This is a genomic window from Pseudonocardia cypriaca, assembly GCF_006717045.1.
Lineage (GTDB): Bacteria > Actinomycetota > Actinomycetes > Mycobacteriales > Pseudonocardiaceae > Pseudonocardia > Pseudonocardia cypriaca.
Genome location: NZ_VFPH01000001.1, coordinates 1166361 through 1183489, shown reverse-complemented (window position 1 = coordinate 1183489; position 17129 = coordinate 1166361). Strand labels below are relative to the sequence as shown.

The window sequence follows — 17129 nt, the reverse complement described above, 5'->3', positions numbered from 1 at the left end:
CGTGGACCTGAGTCCCGACGACGTCCGCGACGTGCTGCGTGTGCTCGACTCCAGCGGCTTGGACGAGCTCCACCTGGAGCTGGAGCACCTCACCCTCACGGTGCGCCGCGAGGGCGCATCCGCATGGACCGTGGAGCAGCAGGTGCTGCGCCGACCCGCGGTGGAAGGCGGCGGCGAGCCCGCGGTCCACGTCGAGAACCGGGCGCCGCGCGCCGCGGTGCCCGACGGTCTGGTCGCGGTGCATCCGCCACTGCTGGGCACCTTCTACCGGGCGCCGAAGCCGGGCGCACCACCCTTCGTCGACGTCGGTGACCGGGTCGACGAGGAGACGGTCGTCGGGATCGTCGAGACGATGAAGATGATGACGCCGGTGCACGCCGGCGTCCGCGGCACGGTCGTGGAGTTCCGCACGGACAACGGCCAGTTCGCCGCCACCGACGCGGTCCTGCTGCTCCTGGAGCCGGCATGAGGATCCGTCGGTTGCTGATCGCCAACCGCGGTGAGATCGCCGCCCGGGTGATCCGCACCTGCGCGCGGCTCGGCATCGAGTCGGTGCTCGCCGCCTCCGACGCCGACCTCGACGCGCTGCCGGCCCGGCTGGCCGACCGGGTCGTGCGGCTCGGCCCCGCACCGGCGGCGGAGTCCTACCTGGACCCGGCCGCGGTCGTGCGGGCGGCGAAGGCGGTCGAGGCCGGCGCCGTGCACCCCGGATACGGCTTCCTGTCGGAGAACCCGTCGCTGGCGCGGGCCTGTCGAGATTCCGGGATCGTCTTCGTCGGGCCGGCACCGGAGACCCTCGAAGCGGTCGGGGACAAGCTGCGCGCCCGATCGCACGCGCTCGCCGCGGGGCTGCCGGTGGTGCCCGGTGGCGAGGCCGCCGACCTGGCAGGTGCGCAGGCCGTGGCCGCCGAGGTGGGCTATCCGCTTCTGGTGAAGGCCGTGGGCGGCGGTGGCGGTCGCGGCATGAAGCTCGTCCGCTCGCCCGACGAGCTGCCGCAGACGCTCGACATCGCGGTTTCCGAAGCCGCCGCCGCGTTCGGCGACCCCCGGGTGTACCTGGAACGGTTCGTCGCCTCCGGCCGGCACGTCGAGGTGCAGGTGCTGGGCGACGGCGCCCGTGCAGTGGCGCTGGGCGACCGCGACTGCTCGGTACAACGCCGCTACCAGAAGCTGTTCGAAGAGGCACCCGCGCCACTGCTGTCGGAGCGCATCCGCGCGGAGATGGCGGCCGCGGCGACCACGCTCGCCACGCACCTCGGCTACCGCGGGCTGGGTACCGTCGAACTGCTCTACGACCGGGAGCGGGACACCTTCCACTTCCTCGAGATGAACGCCCGGATCCAGGTGGAGCACCCGGTCACCGAGATGGTCACGGGGATCGACCTGGTCGCCGAGCAGCTCGCCGTGGCCGAGGGGCTGGCGCTGCGCATGCGCCAGGAGGACGTCGCTCTCACCGGGCACGCGGTGGAGTGCCGGATCAACGCCGAGGAGTGGGCGCACGACTTCCGCCCCTCCCCCGGGCGGATAGAGCGCGTTGTCCTGCCGGCCGGCGACGGCATCCGCGTCGACACCCACGTGCAGAGCGGCTCGGTCGTGCCGCCCTACTACGACTCCCTCCTGGCCAAGCTGATCGTGCACGGCGTCGACCGGGCCGACGCCCTGGCCAGGGCGCGGGCCGCGCTGGACCTGCTGCGGATCGACGGCGTGCCGACCACCGTGCCGATGCACCAGGCGCTGCTGGCCGACCCCGAGTTCGCCGCCGGGGGCGTCGACACCGCGTTCTTCGAGCGGTTCCTCGCGATCCGCCGGCCCGACGTCGTGGGGGTGCCGTAGATGGCTCAGGTCGAACTCGTCGACGTCTCGCTGCGCGACGGCAATCAGAGCCTTTGGGGTGCGGCCGCCCTGCGGACCGCCCACGTGCTGCAGGTCGCGCCGCTGCTGGAACGGGTCGGTTTCCGCGCGCTCGACTACAGCTCCAGCACGGCGATGGGCATGCTGGTGCGCACCCATCGCGAGGACCCGTGGGAGCTGTTCCGACGCACCCGGCGCCTCATGCCGAGGACGAAGCTGCAGTTCATCGGCACGGGCTTCCGATTCATCTCCTGGCAGAACTCCCACCCCGAGACGATGCAGCTCGTCTACGACCGGCTGGTCGCCAACGGCATCGACCGGGTGGTCGTGCTCGACCCGATGCACGACATGGACGCCGCACGCGCCACCGCCCGCCGCCTCAAGCGGGCCGGCGTCGACGAGGTGGTCGGCGCGCTGACGTTCACGATCAGCGCGGTGCACGACGACGCCTTCTACGCCGACCTCGCCCGCCAGATGCGTGAGTGCCCGGACATCGACCGCGTCTACGTGAAGGACCCGGCGGGAATCCTCACCGCCGAGCGGGCCCGCACGCTGCTGCCTGCGATCAAGGCGGAGCTGCTGGACACACCGCTCGAGCTGCACTCCCACGCCACCATCGGGCTGTCTCCCATGACCTACTCGATCGCGTCGGACCTCGGGGTGCAGGTCCTGCAGACCGGCTGCGGGGTGCTGGGCAACGGCTCGTCACTGCCCGAAGTGCGACGCACGGTGGCCAACCTGCGGGAGATGGGGCACCGCGTCGACGTCGACGACCGCGCCCTGGGTCTGGCCTGCGACTTCTTCCGCCGGCTCGCCGAGGCCGATGAGCTGCCGGCCGGCCGGCCGCAGGATTTCGACGCCGCGTTCCTCCACCACCAGATCGCAGGCGGGGTGCTGACCACGACCCGGCGCCAGCTGGGCGAGATCGGGATGGAGGACCGCTTCGAGAGCCTGATCGAGGAGGTCGGCCGGGTCCGCGCCGAGCTGGGCCACCCGATCATGGTGACGCCGTTCCCGCAGATGGTCGTCTCCCAGGCGCTGTTCAACGTCATGAGCGGGGTCATGGGCGAGCGGTACGCGAACGTGCCCGACCAGGTGATCCGCTACGTGCTCGGCAGCTTCGGCCGTCCGACCGCGCCCATCGAACCGCAAGTTCAGGACCGCATCCTCGACCGGCCGCGGGCCCGGGAGCTCGCCGCGGAACCGGATCCGCCGACCCCGGCGGAGCTGCGCCGCCAGTTCGGCTCCTCGATCAGCGACGAGGAGCTGCTGCTGCGCGCGCACATGCCCGCCGAGCAGGTCGACGCGATGCTCGCCGCCGGACCGGCCCCGGACCACCACAACCCGGACCTCGCCCCGGTTCTCCGCCTGCTCGGCGAGCTCGGGGAGCGGCGGAGCGTGCACGACCTGGCACTGGCGAAGCCGAACCTGCGCCTCTCCGTGCACCGTCGCAGGGAGGGAGGGGCCCGTGCTTGAACCCGACCCCGCGGTCCTCGACCGGCTCCGGCGAGTACGCGGCCTCGTCCTCGACATGGACGGCACCCTCGTGCTCGGCGACCGCAACAACCAGGGACTGCGTCCGTTGCCGGGTGCCGGGCCGCTCTTCGCCACGCTCACCGAGCTCGGACTGCCGTTCCGGATCTTCACGAACGGCACGTCCCGAACCCCCCGGCAGTACGCCCACGCGCTCCAGGCCCTCGGCTTCCCGGTGAGCGACGACGGGGTGCTGACACCGGCGTCGAGCGCCGTGGACCTCCTGCGCAGGCGCGGGCACCGGCGGGTGATGGTGCTCGGCGGCAAGGGGGTCACCGAGCCACTGGAGGCGGCCGGCCTGGAGACCGTGCCCCCGCTGCGGACGACCCGGGCCGACGCGGTGCTGGCCGGCTGGTTCCGCCAGGAGCTGACCTTCGACGCCCTCGAGGCCGCGTGCGACGCCGTGTTCGGCGGGGCCCAGCTCTACAGCGCCTCCCAGTCGCTGTTCTTCGCCACCGCGGAAGGGCGGCAGCTGGGCACCTCCCGGGCGATCACCGCCGTCGTCCGTGACGCCACCGGTGCACCGGTGACCGTCGTCGGCAAGCCTGCGCTGCCGGCGCTGCGGACCGCCGCCCGGTGCCTCGGGGTCGCCACCCAGGAGCTCGCGGTGGTGGGTGACGATCCCGAGCTGGAGGTGCCCATGGCGCACAAGGGCGGCGCGCTGGCCGTCGCCGTCCACACGGGCATCGGCCATGCGCAGTCGTTCTCCGACCTGCCCCCGGAACGGCGGCCGCACCTGGACCTGCCCGACGTCGGCGCACTGGCAGACCTGCTCGGGGGTCGGCGGTAGACGCCGCACGCGCACCACTACCGCGAGGAGGCGTCGGAGGGAACGGTCGGCGACGGCTCCCGTGCTGGGGCGAGGTCCTCCCGGCGGGCCGGACCGTCGAGGTCCCGCCGGACGGTCTCCGGGCCGAGCGCGAGCGCGACCATGGTCAGGACGGCGAGGACCGCCATGAACACCAGGATGGGCCACCAGTGGCCCGACCAGGCGTAGAGCGCGGTGGCCACGAAGGGCGCGAGACCACCGGCGAGCAGGGAGCCGAGCTCGCGGGAGAAGGCGAAGCCGGAGAGCCGGAACTCGGTGTCGAACAGCTCCGCGTACCAGGCCGCCTGCGGGGCGAGCATCGCCGGGTAGCAGACCCCCAGCCCGACGACGAACGCGAGCACCACCCAGGCGGTGACGCCGGTGTCGGTGAGCAGGAAGAACGGCACCAGCCACAGCAGCGACGCCAGCGTGCCGGCGGCGTAGACCGGCTTGCGGCCGACGTGGTCGGACAGCAGCCCGAACAGCGGGATCGCGATGACCTGCACGGCGGAGGCGGCCATCACCGCCCAGAGCGCGACCGCGCGGCCGAGTCCGAGGGTCGTCGAGACGTAGGCGACGCCGAAGACCGGCAGCAGGTAGGCGAACCCGTTCTCGCCCATCCGGGAGCCGATCACGATGAGGAAGCTGCGCGGGTGCCGGCGGATCGCCGCGAACACGCCGCCCGACGCCGGGGCGTCCGCCGCGTCCGCCCGGGCCTGCGCGAACGCGGGCGGCTCCTCGACCCGCCGCCGGATCACGTACCCGACGAGCACGCACACCGCGCCGAGCAGGAACGGCACCCGCCAGCCCCACGAGGCGAACTGCTCCGGCGGGAGCAGCAGGAACAGGAAGAACACGCCGTTGCCGAGCAGGGTGGCGACCGCGAAGCCCAGCGGCGCCGCCGAGCCGGCGAGCCCCCGGCGCCGGGGGTCGGCGTGCTCGACGGAGAGGACGACGGCGCCGGCGTACTCACCGCCCGCGCCGAAGCCCTGCACCAGGCGCAGCAGCACCAGCAGGATCGGCGCCAGTACCCCGACCTGCTCGTAGGTCGGCAGCAGCCCGATCGCGGTGGTCGCCGCACCCATCAGGAACAGGGTCAGCACCAGGACGCTCCTGCGCCCCACCCGGTCCCCCAGCCGACCGAGCACGAGCCCGCCGAGCGGGCGGGCCAGGAACCCCACGGCGTAGGTCGCGAACGCCGCCAACGTCCCGACCAGCGGATCGTCGGAGGGGAAGAACAGGGTGTTCAGGATGATCGCGGCGGCCGTGCCGTAGACGATGAAGTCGTACCACTCGAGGACGGTGCCGATGAGCGCCGCGAGCGACGCCCGCTTCGACTGGCGCTGCGACAGGACGGGGGGTGCGGACACGGGCCATCTCCTTCGATCGCGGGGTCGCACGGGAACAGTGGGTGGAGCGGTCACGTGGGAGGCGCGGGCCTGCGCAGCACCGCGCCCTGCTGGACGGGCCCGACGAGGGCCGCGTACTGGCCGAGCCAGCCCCGCTCCCGGCCCGGCCGCCCCGAGGTGACCGGGGCGCCGTCGCGGACCGGGTCGGCGTCGAGGGTGCGGGCGTCGAGGTCGATCGTGACGACGTCGCCGGTCTCGACCCCGGCGAGCGGTCCACCGTCGGCGGCCTCGGGCATGACCTGGCCGACGACGAGGCCGTGGTTGAGCCCGGACAGCTCGCCGTCGGTCACCACGGCCACCTGGCCGCCGAGCCCGGCGCCGTTGAGCGCCGCGACGAAGCTCGCCGCGAAGACCGTGCCGGGGCCGCCCCGCGGGCCCATGCCGCGCAGCACGATCACCGCGCCGGGACGGATGCGCCCCTCACCGAGGGCGTCGATGGCGGCGTCCTCGCCTGCGAAGACCTCGGCCCGCCCGGTGAAGCGGCGCCGGGCGTTCCCGGCACCGGCGACCTTGACCACCGCACCGTCGGGTGCCAGCGACCCGCGCAGGATGAGCAGACCGGGCTCGGGTCGGACCGGATCGGTGAGCGGGTGCAGGACGGCGCCGTCGGGATCGGGGGCCTGCGCGGCGAGCTCGGCGACGGTGCGGCCGGTGACGGTGAGCGCGTCGCCGTGGATCCGCGGCAGCAGCGCGCGCACCACGGCCTGCGCCCCGCCGACGCGCTCGAGGTCCCAGACCTGGTCGGTGCCGTTGGGGCGGATCGCCGCGAGCTGCACCGCGTCGGCACCGAGGCTCTCGAACAGCCCGACGACGTCGAGGTCGAGGTCCGCCTCGGCGGCCACCGCGGCCAGGTGCCGCACGCAGTTCACGGAACCGCCCAGTGCCAGTGCGACCTGCACCGCGTTCTCGATCGCGGCCGCGGTGAGGACCTTCCGCGCGGTGAGGCCCTCGGACACCATGCCGAGGATCCGCCGGCCGGACTCGGCGGCGAGCGCGCGCATCCGCTCGGAGCCTGCGCGGACGGGCGCCGACCCGGGCAGCGTCATGCCGAGCGACTCCGCGAGCACGTGCATGGTGTTCGCGGTGGCCAGGCCGGCGCAGACGCCGGGGCCGACGATGGCGGAGTCCGCGACCTCGCCCAGCTCGGCGACCGTCATCGCGCCGGAGCGCACGGCGCCGACCGACTCGTAGACGGTGTCGATGTCGACGGAGCATCCGTTGCGGGTGCCGGCTTGCTGGTACCCGCCGATGACGAGGATCGACGGGATGTCCAGCCGCGCCGACGCCATCAGGTGCGCCGGAGTGGTCTTGTCGCAGGAGGACAGGCAGACCATGCCGTCGAGCACCGCACCCTCGACCGCGGCCTCGACGTCGTTGACGATCAGGTCGCGGGTCGGCATGAGGTAGCGCGCCTTGCGCCCGGCGCTGGTCACGAAGTCGCTCGGCGCCACCGTGCGGATCTCCAGCGGCAGCCCGCCCGCCTCCCAGATCGCCTCGGACACGACGTCGGCGACCCCGTCGAGGTGGGAGAAGCACACCGCGAGCTTCGACGAGGTGTTGACGACAGCGATCTTGGGTCGGCCCTGGTCCTCCGGGGCGTAACCCATCGCGGTCCACTGCGCGCGGCGCACCGCCCAGCGGGTGGTGCCGGGGGTGAACTCGCTGCGCAGGCCGTCGGGGCGGGGACGGTCGGCGTCGGGCAGGTCGGGCAGCTCGGGCATGGTGGTCTCCGGTCTGAGGGGTACGGATGGCCGGGCGTCAGAGATCGCTGCCGGCCGCGCGCATCGCGGCACGCACCTCGGCGCCGTCGACGGCGCGGTAGGGGGTGCCCTTGCGGATCGAGAGCAGCGTCGCCGCGGCGGCGGCGTGCCCGTACTCGAAGCACTGCGCGGTCACGCGCGCCGAGGCGAGCGCCTCGTGCTCGGCGCCGAGGCACCGGCCGGCGACGATCACGTTCTCGCCGACCCTCGGCACCAGCGCGAGGTACGGGACCTCGTAGAAGTCCTCGAGCAGCCAGTGCAGCTTCGGCCGGTCGCCTGCGTGCAGCTCGATCGGCCAGGGTGAGCGGACGACGCCGTCGGGGCGCTTGCGGCAGGAGACGACGTCGTCGTTGGTCAGGGTCTCGGCCGCGAGGATGCTGCGGGTCTGCCGGATCCCCGCCTCGACGCCGGTGTCCACCACGAACGCGCCCGCGCAGCCCGGCACCTCGCTGCGCAGGAACCGGGCGTACTCGCGGACCTGGCGACGGCCGAGGACCTCCGCCTCGGTGAAGTCCTCCGGGTCGATGACGTTGAGCATGCGGCCGTCCCGCCCGACCAGCCGCGTGGCGTTGACCAGCAGCTCACCGGGTCGGGTCGTGCGGAAGACCCAGATCTTCGAACGGGGCAGGTCGGCACCGTCGGACCGGACCCGCTCGATGGCCTCGGTGACCCACGGCGCGCAGATGGTGTCCTCGCCCCACGCGGCGCCGAAGGCGGCCAGGTCGACGTTGCCGAGCCGGAAGAACATCGTGGGGTTCTGGATCACCCCGTCGTCGCCGAACACGGTGCCGTGCCCGGCCCGCGCGACGACGGCGGCGTCACCGGAGGCGTCGATCGTGCGTGCCGCCCGGACCACCGCCCGTCCGGCGTTGGACTCGACGACGACCCCGCGGTGCTCACCCTGCTCGACCAGCACGCCCGTGACCGCGGTGTGGAGCAGCACGCGCACCCCGGCCGACTCGAGCAGGTCGTCGGCCACCTCGCGCCAGACGAGCGGGTCGTGCGCCACCGTCCACGTGCGCCCGTACCGCTGCGGGCCGGTGACGCCCGCCCGGTCCGCCAGGGCGGCGCGGAAGCGCTCGGTGAACCCGCGCACGACCTGCTCCGGGCCGCCCCGGCCCGCGGTGGACAGGTACAGGCCGCAGATGGTCCCGGACATCCCGGCAACGGCCGCACCGCCGCAGAAGCCGTACCTCTCGATCAGCACGACCGACAGGCCGCCCTCCGCGGCGACGGTGGCCGCCGCCACCCCGGCCGCTCCCCCACCGACCACGACGACATCGACATCGGCCAGCACCGGGAGCTCGGCGGCGTCTCCTGCGGCCTCCCCCAAACGCCATCCGGCGAACTCGGGCGCCGTCCGTCGATCGCTCATATATCGGTTATACATGGGAGATGTGGCAGCGGTCCAGAGGCGGTCTGCGAGGATGGGTGGGCGCGGGCGGGAGGGAACGACGTGGCGGAGCAGCTGAGCAACAAGACCGACCAGGTGTACGCCCTGCTCGAGGAGATGATCACGTTCCAGGACCTCGCCCCGGGCGATGCCGTGTCGGAGTCGCAGCTCATGACGCGGACGGGCTTCGGCCGAACCCCCGTGCGCGAGGCGCTGCAGCGGCTCGCGCGGGAACGCATGGTCGAGATCCACCCGCACCGCGGGGTCTTCGTCGCGCCGGTGTCGGTTGAAGCGCACTTCCGGCTGCTCGAGCTGCGCCGGGGCCTCGAGGAGATGGCCGTCAGGTTCGCCACCTTCCGCGCGCAGACCCGCCAGAAGGAGCAGATGCTGGCGCTGGCCGCGGAGCTCGACGCGTTCAGCGGGACCGACGTCCGCGCCTTCGGCGCGCTCCTCAAGCGGTCCCACGCCGCGATCGTCGAGGCGGCCCACAACGAGTACCTGCAGCTCGCCATGGCACCGCTGCAGGCGCTCTCCCGCCGGTTCTGGTTCGCCCACCTGCCCGACGTCGCCGAGCACCTGCGGATCGCCGCCGACCGGCACGCCCGCATCCTCCGGCCGGTCGCCCACGGCGACGCGGCGGCAGCGGTCGACGCCGCGCTGGCACTGAACGACTACCTGACCGACCTCACCTACGCCGCGCTCGGGAGGCCGGGACCCGGGCCGGGCTGACGCCAAGGAGGAGCGCGCCGCCGATCGCCGGAGACGATGCCGCCGACGAGTTGACGCGCGCCTTGCCGGTGCTGGTGCCCGTGGTCGAGGTATCGCCTTGCGATCGCGCCATCGGCCACCTGCGCAGGGTCATTTCACGGCCCCCATCGACAGGCCCTGCACCAGCTTGTCCTGGGCGACGAACCCGGCGAGGAGGACGGGGAGGGAGATGACGAAGGCCGCCGTGCACATCTGGGCGAGGAACAAGCCCTGACTGGTCAGGAAGCTGGTCAGGAACACCGGCGCGGTGCCGGCGACGGTGGCCGTCAAGGTACGGGCGAGCAACAGCTCGTTCCAGGAGAAGATGAGGCAGATCAGGCTCGTCGCCGCGATGCCGGGGAGTGCGACGGGAGCGATCACGCTGCGCAGCGTCGTCGCGAGCCCGGCGCCGTCGAGCTCGGCCGCCTCCAACATCTCCTTCGGGATCTCGGCGAGGAACCGCTGCAGCATCCAGAGCGCGATCGGCAGGTTCATCGATGTGTAGAGCAGGACGAGCATGGCGATGTTGTCCTGCAGGCCGGTCGTGGTCGCGAAGAGGTAGAGCGGGAGCAGGCCGACGACGACGGGGAGGAACTTCGTCGACAGGGCGAAGAACAGAACGTCGGTCCACCGGCGGACGGGCTTGATCGCGAGGGCGTAGGCCGCCGGTAGCGCCAGCGCGATGACCAGCACGGTCGACCCGACGGACGCGCTGATCGAGTTCAGGATCGGTGGCCACGGATTGCTGGAGAAGAATGACGCGTAGTTCTCCAGCGTCAGGGGCGCGGCGACGGACGGCGGGTTGGTCGCCGCGTCCGGCTCGGCGTGGAAGGTCGTGAGCACCATCCACAGCACGGGCAGGAAGAAGAGCGACGCCGCGCCCCACGCCGCGACGGTGAGCAGCGCGCCGGTGACGCGTCGCCTGCCCCCGGCCCGGGCGCGCTCGGCCGACGACCTGCGCATCCCGGTGGTGCGGGCGCGGAGCGGACGATCGAGGGAAGCCGTCATCGGTTGATCTCCTCGCGGAGCAGGGAACTGACCACGCGCAGCGCGAAGGTGGCGATCAGGATCGTCCCGATCACGACCAGCACGCCCATCGCCGATGCGAGCCCGTAGTCCTGGGCCTGGAAGAACGTCCGGTAGATCGAGTAAGGCAGGTTCGCCGTGCCCAACCCGCCGGCGGTGAGGGTGTAGACCGCATCGAAGTTCTGGACGATGTAGATGCTGCCGAGCAGGGCTCCGAGCTCCATGTACTGCCGCAGGTGGGGGAAGAGGACGTAGCGGAAGGTCTGCCACGGCCCCGCGCCGTCGATCCCCGCAGCCTCCAGCGCATCGGTGGGCTTCGACTGCAGACCGCTCAACAGGATGAGCATCATGAACGGCGTCCACTGCCAGACGAGCGTCGCCTCCACGCTCAGCAGGGGGTTCTCGGCGAGCCAGGCCGGCTGCGGTGGCGCGCTCGACCCGAATAGTCCCCAGATCCATGTCAACGCCCCGTTCACCAGGCCGTACTGCGGGTTGAGCAGGGCGTGCTTCCACAGGAGCGCCGCGGCGACCGGGACCACCAGGTAGGGCGCGATCAGCATCGTCCGCACGATGCCGCGGCCGCGGAAGGACCGGTCGAGCAGGAGGGCGAGGACGAGCCCGAGCACCAGCGACACGAGGGCCACGGTCACGGTCAGGACGACGGTGGTCACCAGTGACGACCGCAGCTCGGCGTCGGCGAACACCTCGCGGAAGTTCTCGAGCCCGGCGAAGCCGCGCTGGTCCGGGTACAGCGCGTTCCAGCTCGTGAGCGACACCACGAGGGTGGCGAGGAACGGGATCTGGGTCGTCACGACCAGGAAGATCAGCGCAGGTAGGAGCGGCAACCTGCGAGCCCATGCTGCGCGACGGAGGTGCGCGGCGCCGGCCGCGGACACGGTGCGGGACGGCGCCACGGAGGCACCGGTCGAAGCGGCGGTTCGGCGCCGGGCAGCGGACGTCATTGCTCACGCTCCTTGCAGGGACCCCGATCGGAGTCCAGAGCCTGACACGCAATCGAAGGAGTTCGCAAGCCCTTGACGTTTGTTTACTTTCGTTTCATGCTGAGCCTGCTCGACAGCGAAGGAGGGCACATGGGGCTCGGCACCGAGGTCCGGATGGCACGTCTGTTCGCCCACCCGTCCGCCAACCTCTTCGGCGCAGCGGTGGATCACTTCATCGGATACGGGGGCATGCGTTCAGGAGGCCTGGCAGACCTGCCCGGCGCGATCGCCAAGATCATGGAGAGTCCGCCGGACACCGTCACGATGTTGGGCGGCAGTGCGCGGCACATCTGGCCGTCGTACGCCGGACGCGCCGCGCTGATCGTCCAGGGTGGGATGTTCACGCCGGACGATCGCGTCCGCGAGCTGACCGCGACACCGGAGGACGCGGCCCGCCTCGGCGCCGACGCTCTCGCCGTCGCGATCGGGGTGCGCGGGGAACACGAAGGGGCCTACCTGCGCTGGCTGAGCGACACGGTCAGGCGCGCGGCCCTGCTCGAGATGCCCGTGGTCGCTCACATCTACCCGCGGGACTACACGGACGGCACCAAGATCGTGTTCAACCCGGAGGAGATCGCATGGGCCGTGCGGTGCGGCCTCGAGACCGGGGTCGACGTGATCAAGGTGGGACACCCGGGCGATGAGAGGGCGTTCGCCGACATCATCCGCACGTGCCCCGTCCCCGTCGTCATGGCCGGCGGGCCGAAGACCGCCACGTTCGTCGAGGCGCTGACCCAGATCGAGAGCGGGATGCGCAGCGGGGCCCGCGGAGCTGTCGTCGGCCGCAACCTCTGGGACGCACCCGACGTCGTCGGCGCTGCGAAGGCCTGTGCGGCCGTGATCCACGACGGTCTCCCGGCCGAGGAGGCCGCCGGCCTGGCGGCGCCCGGAGCATCGGGATGAGCAGCTCCCGGCCGCGCTACGACGTGGTCGGCGGCGGAGCCGTCTCCGTCGACGACCTGGTCTTCGTGGACGGGTCGGTGGGTGACGGGAAGGGACGCGTCGTGCGCCGCGAGCGTCGCTTCGGCGGAAACGCGGCGGTCGCCCTGACGACGGCCGCGGAAGCGGGTGTGCGTGTCGGGTTCGTCGGGCACCTCCCGGACGACACCGCCGAGCCGGAGCTCCACGCCCGGATGCGAGCCGTGGGTATCGACCTCTCGGTCGCGCGCTACTCCGCGGACACACGTCCCATCCGGTCGACGATCATCGTCGGCGCCGACGGGCAGCGCTTCATCGCCTTCGACGACGACACCGTGCTCGGGCTACCGGAAGATCTCGACCTCGCCGTCGTCCGGGACGCAGGAGTCCTCCTGCTGGACGCCTACGGAACGCCAGGAGCGATCAGGGCGGCGCGGGCGGCACGGGAGGCCGGCGTGCCGGTCGTCGTCGACCTCGAGGCCGAGATGAACAACCGGATCAGTGAGTTGTTGGGGCTGGCCGACCACGTCGTGCTGCCGGTGGGCTTCGCCGAGCGGCTCACCGGCGCGGCCACGCCCGACGAGGCGGCGGCGGCGTTGTGGCGGCCCGATCGGACCGCGGTCGTGCTCACCGCCGGACGGCTGGGTTGCTTCTTCCGCAGCGTCGGTGACGACCGCGTGCACCATCGTCCGGCCGCGTCGGTGACGGTCGTCGACACCACGGGCTGCGGCGACGTCTTCCACGGCGCCTACGCCGCGGCGCTGACCCGTGGTGCGCACGTTGCCGCCTGCGTCGATGCGGCGACCGCGAGCGCCGGTGAGTGCGCGACGTACCCGGGCGGGATGCGGCCGCTCCCCGAGTCCGCCGCCGGTACATGACGAACCTGCCTCCATCGGGCACCCCGCGTGCCACGCGATCCCGATGTCGATCATCGAGAACGAAGAGACGAGGAACCGCGATGAAGCGATCCCGATCCGTGGTGGCGACAGCGCTGCTCACGATGACCGCGCTGGCGTTGACCGGCTGCGCAGGCGCTGGTTCGGCCGGCCCGTCCGGGCCCGGTGGCACGCTGCGCGTGCTCATGGTCAACAACCCGCAGATGCAGCCGCTGAAGGCGCTGGCCGCCGAGTTCACGCAGGAGACCGGCATCCGGCTGGCGTTCACGGAACTGCCCGAGAACGACCTGCGCGACACGGTCAACCAGGAGTTCGCCAACCAGTCCAACCAGTACGACGTGGCCAGCGTCAGCGCCTTCGAGGTGCCCATCTTCTCCCAGCGCGGGTGGATGGCCCCACTGGACGAGTACGTCGCCCAGGATCCCGGATTCGATCAGAACGACGTCTTCCCCGCGTTCACCGAAGCACTCAAGGGCGAGGACGGGCGGCTCTACGCCGAACCGTTCTACGGCGAGTCGTCCTTCCTGATGTACCGGAAGGATGTCTTCGAGGCCAGAGGGCTCACCATGCCGGACAACCCGACCTGGGACCAGGTCGCGCAACTGGCCGCTCAGGTCCACAACGCCGAGCCGGGCATGGCGGGCATCTGCCTGCGCGGCCAGGCCGGCTGGGGTCAGAACCTGGCGCCGCTGAACACCGTCGTCAACACTTTCGGTGGCTCCTGGTACGACATGGACTGGAACGCGCAGCTCACCTCACCCGCGTTCACCGAAGCCACCAGGTTCTACGTCGATCTGGTTCGGAACTACGGGGAACCGGGCGCGGCTCAGACCGGCGTGCAGGAGTGCATCAACATCACCCAGCAGGGCGGGGCCGCGATGTTCTACGACGCGACGTCCATCGCCGGAGTGCTGGAGGGCGACGACTCGCCCGTGCGGGGCAAGATGGGGTACGTGGCCGCGCCGGTCGAGAAGACCGCGAGCTCGGGCTGGTTGTGGACATGGGCGTGGGGCATCGAGCAGGCGAGCCCCAACAAGGACAACGCCTGGAAGTTCATCTCGTGGGCGTCCGGCAAGCAGTTCGAGCAGAAGGTCGCCGATCGGTTCGGCTGGACGGCGGCGCCGGCGGGCAAGCGCCTGTCGACCTACGACCAGGCCGCCTACCGGGACGCGGCGGCGGCGTACTACCAGCAGGAGCAGCGCGCACTGCAGCAGGCCGACCCCCGCAATCCCGGTGTCGCGCCGCGACCGTACGCCGGCGTCCAGTTCGTCGGGATCCCCGAGTTCCCGGACATGGGGACCCAGGTGTCGCAGCAGATCAGCTCGGCGATCGCCGGCCAGATCTCGGTGGAGGACGCCTTGGCGGCGGGCCAGAAGATGGCGCAGGACGTCGGCGACACGCGACGGTGAGGGGAATGATGAAGCTCTGCACGGCGACGCTCGCATCCGCCCGGCAGGGGACGGCGGTGCCCTCCTACGACCGCACGACGGTGCGGCCGGGGATCGTCCACATCGGGATGGGCAACTTCCACCGCGCCCACCAGGCCGTGTACCTCGATCGGCTCCTCACCCGCGATCCGACCGCCCGGGACTTCGGACTGGTCGGCGTCAACCTGCTGGAACAGGACGAGCGACTGGCCCGCGTCATGGCCGGCCAGGACCGGCTCTACACCGTCCTCGAGCGGCACGAGGACGGCACGACCGCAGCCCGGATCGTCGGCTCGATCGTCGACAACCTCTGGGCCCCGGACGGGACCGAACCGATCATCCGGGCCCTGGCGGACCCGCGCACCCGCATCGTGACGCTGACGATCACCGAGGGCGGCTACTGCCAGGACCCGGTGACCGGGGAGGTCGACCTCGCCGAGCCCGGGCTGCAGGCCGATCTCGCACACCCACGGGCGCCGGTCACCGCATTCGGCTACCTCGCCGAGGGTCTACGCCGCCGCCGCTCGGCGAGCATCGCCCCGTTCACCGTTCTCTCCTGCGACAACGTCATCGGCAACGGCGACCTCGCGCGATCCGTTCTGCTCGCGTTCGTGACGGCGCTCGATCCCGGCCTCGCCGAGTGGGTCGCCACGAACGTCGCGTTCCCGAACGCGATGGTCGATCGGATCACGCCGCGCACGAGCGCGGCCGACGTCGACGAGGCCGAAGCCGCCACGGGACTCCGCGACGACGCCCCGGTGCCATGCGAGCCCTTCACCCAGTGGGTCGTCGAAGACACCTTCCCGAGTGGACGGCCCAGCTGGGAGATGGTCGGCGTGCAGATGGTCGACGACGTCCGACCCTTCGAGTTGATGAAGCTGCGGCTGATCAACGCGGGGCACCAGACCATCGCCTACGCAGGCGCGCTTCTCGGTCACGAGTTCGGGTGGCAGGCGTGCGCCGATCCAACCGTCCGCAGGCTGCTCCAGCACTACCTGGAGCACGAGGGCATCCACACCGTCGGGACGGTGCCGGGCGTCGATCTGCACGCGTACTGCGACAGCGTCGTCGAACGCTTCTCGAACCCACGCATCCCCGACACCATGGCCCGGCTGTGCAACCAGTCCTCCACCATGCTGTCGACCTTCCTGCTACCGGTGGCGCGGGACCTCCTGCGCGACGGCCGGGACCTGCACGCCGTTGCGACCGTTGTCGCGTGCTGGACCCGATTCGTGCGGGAACGCCGCGACGAGCACGGCCGCCCGCTCGAGCTCGTGGACACCCGCTCCGACGACCTGCACATCCGCGCGACGCGCGACGACCCACTCGCCCTGATCCGGGGGAACCCGATCTTCGCCGGCCTCGACGACGATCCGCGCTTCGTCGAGGTCTACACCCGGATCCTGCACGACATGGGGCGACTGGGCGTTCGCCGTGCGATCGACGACGTGCTCGCGTCAGCCGCCTGAACGACGTGCCGTACCGATCACGAGCCCCGGTGCTGCGCGGGCGTGCTTGACTTTGCGCATGCTGGCGGAGGACCGACGCAACAGGATTCTCGAGCAGGTGTACGCGCACGGCTCCGTCCGTACCTCGGCGCTCGTGGAGACCCTGGACGTCAGTGAGGTAACCGTCCGCCACGACCTGCAGGAACTGGAACGCCGAGGGCGGCTCGTCCGAATCCGCGGCGGCGCGACCACGCCGGGAGCGGAGCTCGGAAAGACGACCTTCGACGCCCGGCTGATGCGGAACAAGAGCGCCAAGGAGCGGATCGCTCTGACAGCGTCGTCGATGGTGCGCGGCGATCAGACCATCGTCCTCGACGCCGGAACCACCGTTCTCGCGCTCGCGCAGCGGCTTCCGCCGGTCAGCGGCCTCACCGTCGTCACCCCGGCGCTCACCACCGCCCACCAGCTGCTCGGCGTCAAGAACGTTGACGTCGTCATGATCGGCGGCCCGGTGGATCCCGACACCGCCAGCGTGGTGTGGCCGAGCACGACGTGGCCCGCCGTGCACGCATCCGGCACCACGCTGATCGTGCACGTGTCGTTCATGGGCGCGCACGGGATCGATCCGGATCTCGACATCGTCGACGTCAGCACCTCCTCCGCCGCGCTCAAGCAGCGGTTGATCGAAGCCGGTCGCCGAGTGGTCCTGCTCGCCGATTCGAGCAAGTGGGGGGCGAAGGGATCGGTGAAGGTCGCACCCCTGAGCGCGGTCGACGTCGTCATCACCGACGACGGGGTGCCACCCCACGTCGTCGAGGACGTCAGGCGCGCGGGCGTGGAGCTCCTGATCGTCGAAGACACCTCGGCCGTCTGACGCGGTCGCCTGCTTCGGGTACGTCTCCTCGACCCGCC

The 17129-nt window shown here is 71.8% G+C and carries 15 protein-coding genes; 10 read left to right on the top strand and 5 right to left on the bottom strand.

Annotated features, from left to right (window positions below; genetic code table 11):
- Position 1: 1 nt before the first annotated feature.
- Genes FB388_RS05535 through FB388_RS05520 form a run of 4 tightly spaced genes read left to right on the top strand, consistent with a single transcriptional unit; the run spans position 2 to position 4174 of the window.
- Entirely contained in the window at positions 2-469 is a 468-nt protein-coding gene (locus FB388_RS05535; RefSeq protein WP_142097785.1) for an acetyl-CoA carboxylase biotin carboxyl carrier protein, read from the top strand.
- Entirely contained in the window at positions 466-1833 is a 1368-nt protein-coding gene (locus FB388_RS05530; protein WP_142097782.1) for an acetyl-CoA carboxylase biotin carboxylase subunit, read from the top strand. The genes FB388_RS05535 and FB388_RS05530 overlap by 4 nt, the downstream gene beginning before the upstream one ends.
- Positions 1834-3327: a biotin carboxyl carrier protein gene (locus FB388_RS05525; protein ID WP_142097779.1), complete on the top strand. Its 1494-nt coding sequence runs from the start codon at positions 1834-1836 to the stop codon at positions 3325-3327.
- Positions 3320-4174 (top strand): HAD-IIA family hydrolase, encoded by an 855-nt coding sequence (locus FB388_RS05520; protein WP_246121648.1) that lies wholly within the window; start codon positions 3320-3322, stop codon positions 4172-4174. Before FB388_RS05525 ends, FB388_RS05520 begins: the two co-directional genes overlap by 8 nt.
- Positions 4175-4191: 17 nt before the next feature.
- Here FB388_RS05520 and FB388_RS05515 read toward each other — a convergent pair whose 3' ends face one another.
- Genes FB388_RS05515 through FB388_RS05505 form a run of 3 tightly spaced genes read right to left on the bottom strand, consistent with a single transcriptional unit; the run spans position 4192 to position 8736 of the window.
- Complete coding sequence (locus FB388_RS05515) at positions 4192-5562, bottom strand: MFS transporter (RefSeq protein ID WP_142097776.1); 1371 nt, start codon at positions 5560-5562, stop codon at positions 4192-4194.
- Positions 5563-5612: 50 nt separating this feature from the next.
- Positions 5613-7322, bottom strand: a complete 1710-nt coding sequence (locus FB388_RS05510) for a dihydroxy-acid dehydratase (RefSeq protein ID WP_142097774.1) — start codon at positions 7320-7322, stop codon at positions 5613-5615.
- 37 nt (positions 7323-7359) lie between these two features.
- Positions 7360-8736, bottom strand: a complete 1377-nt coding sequence (locus FB388_RS05505) for an FAD-dependent oxidoreductase (protein ID WP_142097771.1) — start codon at positions 8734-8736, stop codon at positions 7360-7362.
- Between the two features lie 81 nt (positions 8737-8817).
- Here FB388_RS05505 and FB388_RS05500 point away from each other — a divergent pair, with 81 nt between their 5' ends.
- Complete coding sequence (locus FB388_RS05500) at positions 8818-9483, top strand: GntR family transcriptional regulator (protein WP_246121645.1); 666 nt, start codon at positions 8818-8820, stop codon at positions 9481-9483.
- A 129-nt stretch (positions 9484-9612) separates the two neighbouring features.
- Here FB388_RS05500 and FB388_RS05495 read toward each other — a convergent pair whose 3' ends face one another.
- Positions 9613-10509: a carbohydrate ABC transporter permease gene (locus tag FB388_RS05495; RefSeq protein WP_211361779.1), complete on the bottom strand. Its 897-nt coding sequence runs from the start codon at positions 10507-10509 to the stop codon at positions 9613-9615.
- Positions 10506-11489, bottom strand: coding sequence for a carbohydrate ABC transporter permease (locus FB388_RS05490; protein WP_142097767.1), 984 nt, complete (start codon positions 11487-11489; stop codon positions 10506-10508). The genes FB388_RS05495 and FB388_RS05490 overlap by 4 nt, the downstream gene beginning before the upstream one ends.
- 96 nt (positions 11490-11585) lie before the next feature.
- Here FB388_RS05490 and FB388_RS05485 point away from each other — a divergent pair, with 96 nt between their 5' ends.
- The 5 genes from FB388_RS05485 to FB388_RS05465 all read left to right on the top strand — a co-directional run bounded on the left by FB388_RS05485 (position 11586) and on the right by FB388_RS05465 (position 17091).
- A complete protein-coding gene (locus FB388_RS05485) occupies positions 11586-12431 on the top strand; it encodes a beta/alpha barrel domain-containing protein (protein ID WP_211361778.1) in 846 nt (281 codons plus the stop codon).
- Entirely contained in the window at positions 12428-13324 is an 897-nt protein-coding gene (locus tag FB388_RS05480; protein ID WP_142097765.1) for a PfkB family carbohydrate kinase, read from the top strand. Before FB388_RS05485 ends, FB388_RS05480 begins: the two co-directional genes overlap by 4 nt.
- An 80-nt stretch (positions 13325-13404) precedes the next feature.
- Entirely contained in the window at positions 13405-14751 is a 1347-nt protein-coding gene (locus FB388_RS05475) for an ABC transporter substrate-binding protein (RefSeq protein WP_142097762.1), read from the top strand.
- A 5-nt stretch (positions 14752-14756) separates the two neighbouring features.
- Entirely contained in the window at positions 14757-16238 is a 1482-nt protein-coding gene (locus FB388_RS05470) for a mannitol dehydrogenase family protein (RefSeq protein ID WP_142097758.1), read from the top strand.
- A 58-nt stretch (positions 16239-16296) separates the two neighbouring features.
- A complete protein-coding gene (locus FB388_RS05465) occupies positions 16297-17091 on the top strand; it encodes a DeoR/GlpR family DNA-binding transcription regulator (protein ID WP_142097755.1) in 795 nt (264 codons plus the stop codon).
- Positions 17092-17129 lie beyond the last annotated feature (38 nt).

Bases quoted from the DNA above. Each gene is read 5' to 3' on its own strand.
- FB388_RS05530 (WP_142097782.1), top strand. From the start codon at position 466: ATGAGGATCCGTCGGTTGCTGATCGCCAACCGCGGTGAGATCGCCGCC.
- FB388_RS05525 (WP_142097779.1), top strand. From the start codon at position 1,834: ATGGCTCAGGTCGAACTCGTCGACGTCTCGCTGCGCGACGGCAATCAG.
- FB388_RS05510 (WP_142097774.1), bottom strand. From the start codon at position 7,322: ATGCCCGAGCTGCCCGACCTGCCCGACGCCGACCGTCCCCGCCCCGAC.
- FB388_RS05505 (WP_142097771.1), bottom strand. From the start codon at position 8,736: ATGAGCGATCGACGGACGGCGCCCGAGTTCGCCGGATGGCGTTTGGGG.
- FB388_RS05495 (WP_211361779.1), bottom strand. From the start codon at position 10,509: ATGACGGCTTCCCTCGATCGTCCGCTCCGCGCCCGCACCACCGGGATG.
- FB388_RS05490 (WP_142097767.1), bottom strand. From the start codon at position 11,489: ATGACGTCCGCTGCCCGGCGCCGAACCGCCGCTTCGACCGGTGCCTCC.
- FB388_RS05485 (WP_211361778.1), top strand. From the start codon at position 11,586: ATGCTGAGCCTGCTCGACAGCGAAGGAGGGCACATGGGGCTCGGCACC.
- FB388_RS05480 (WP_142097765.1), top strand. From the start codon at position 12,428: ATGAGCAGCTCCCGGCCGCGCTACGACGTGGTCGGCGGCGGAGCCGTC.
- FB388_RS05475 (WP_142097762.1), top strand. From the start codon at position 13,405: ATGAAGCGATCCCGATCCGTGGTGGCGACAGCGCTGCTCACGATGACC.
- FB388_RS05470 (WP_142097758.1), top strand. From the start codon at position 14,757: ATGATGAAGCTCTGCACGGCGACGCTCGCATCCGCCCGGCAGGGGACG.
- FB388_RS05465 (WP_142097755.1), top strand. From the start codon at position 16,297: ATGCTGGCGGAGGACCGACGCAACAGGATTCTCGAGCAGGTGTACGCG.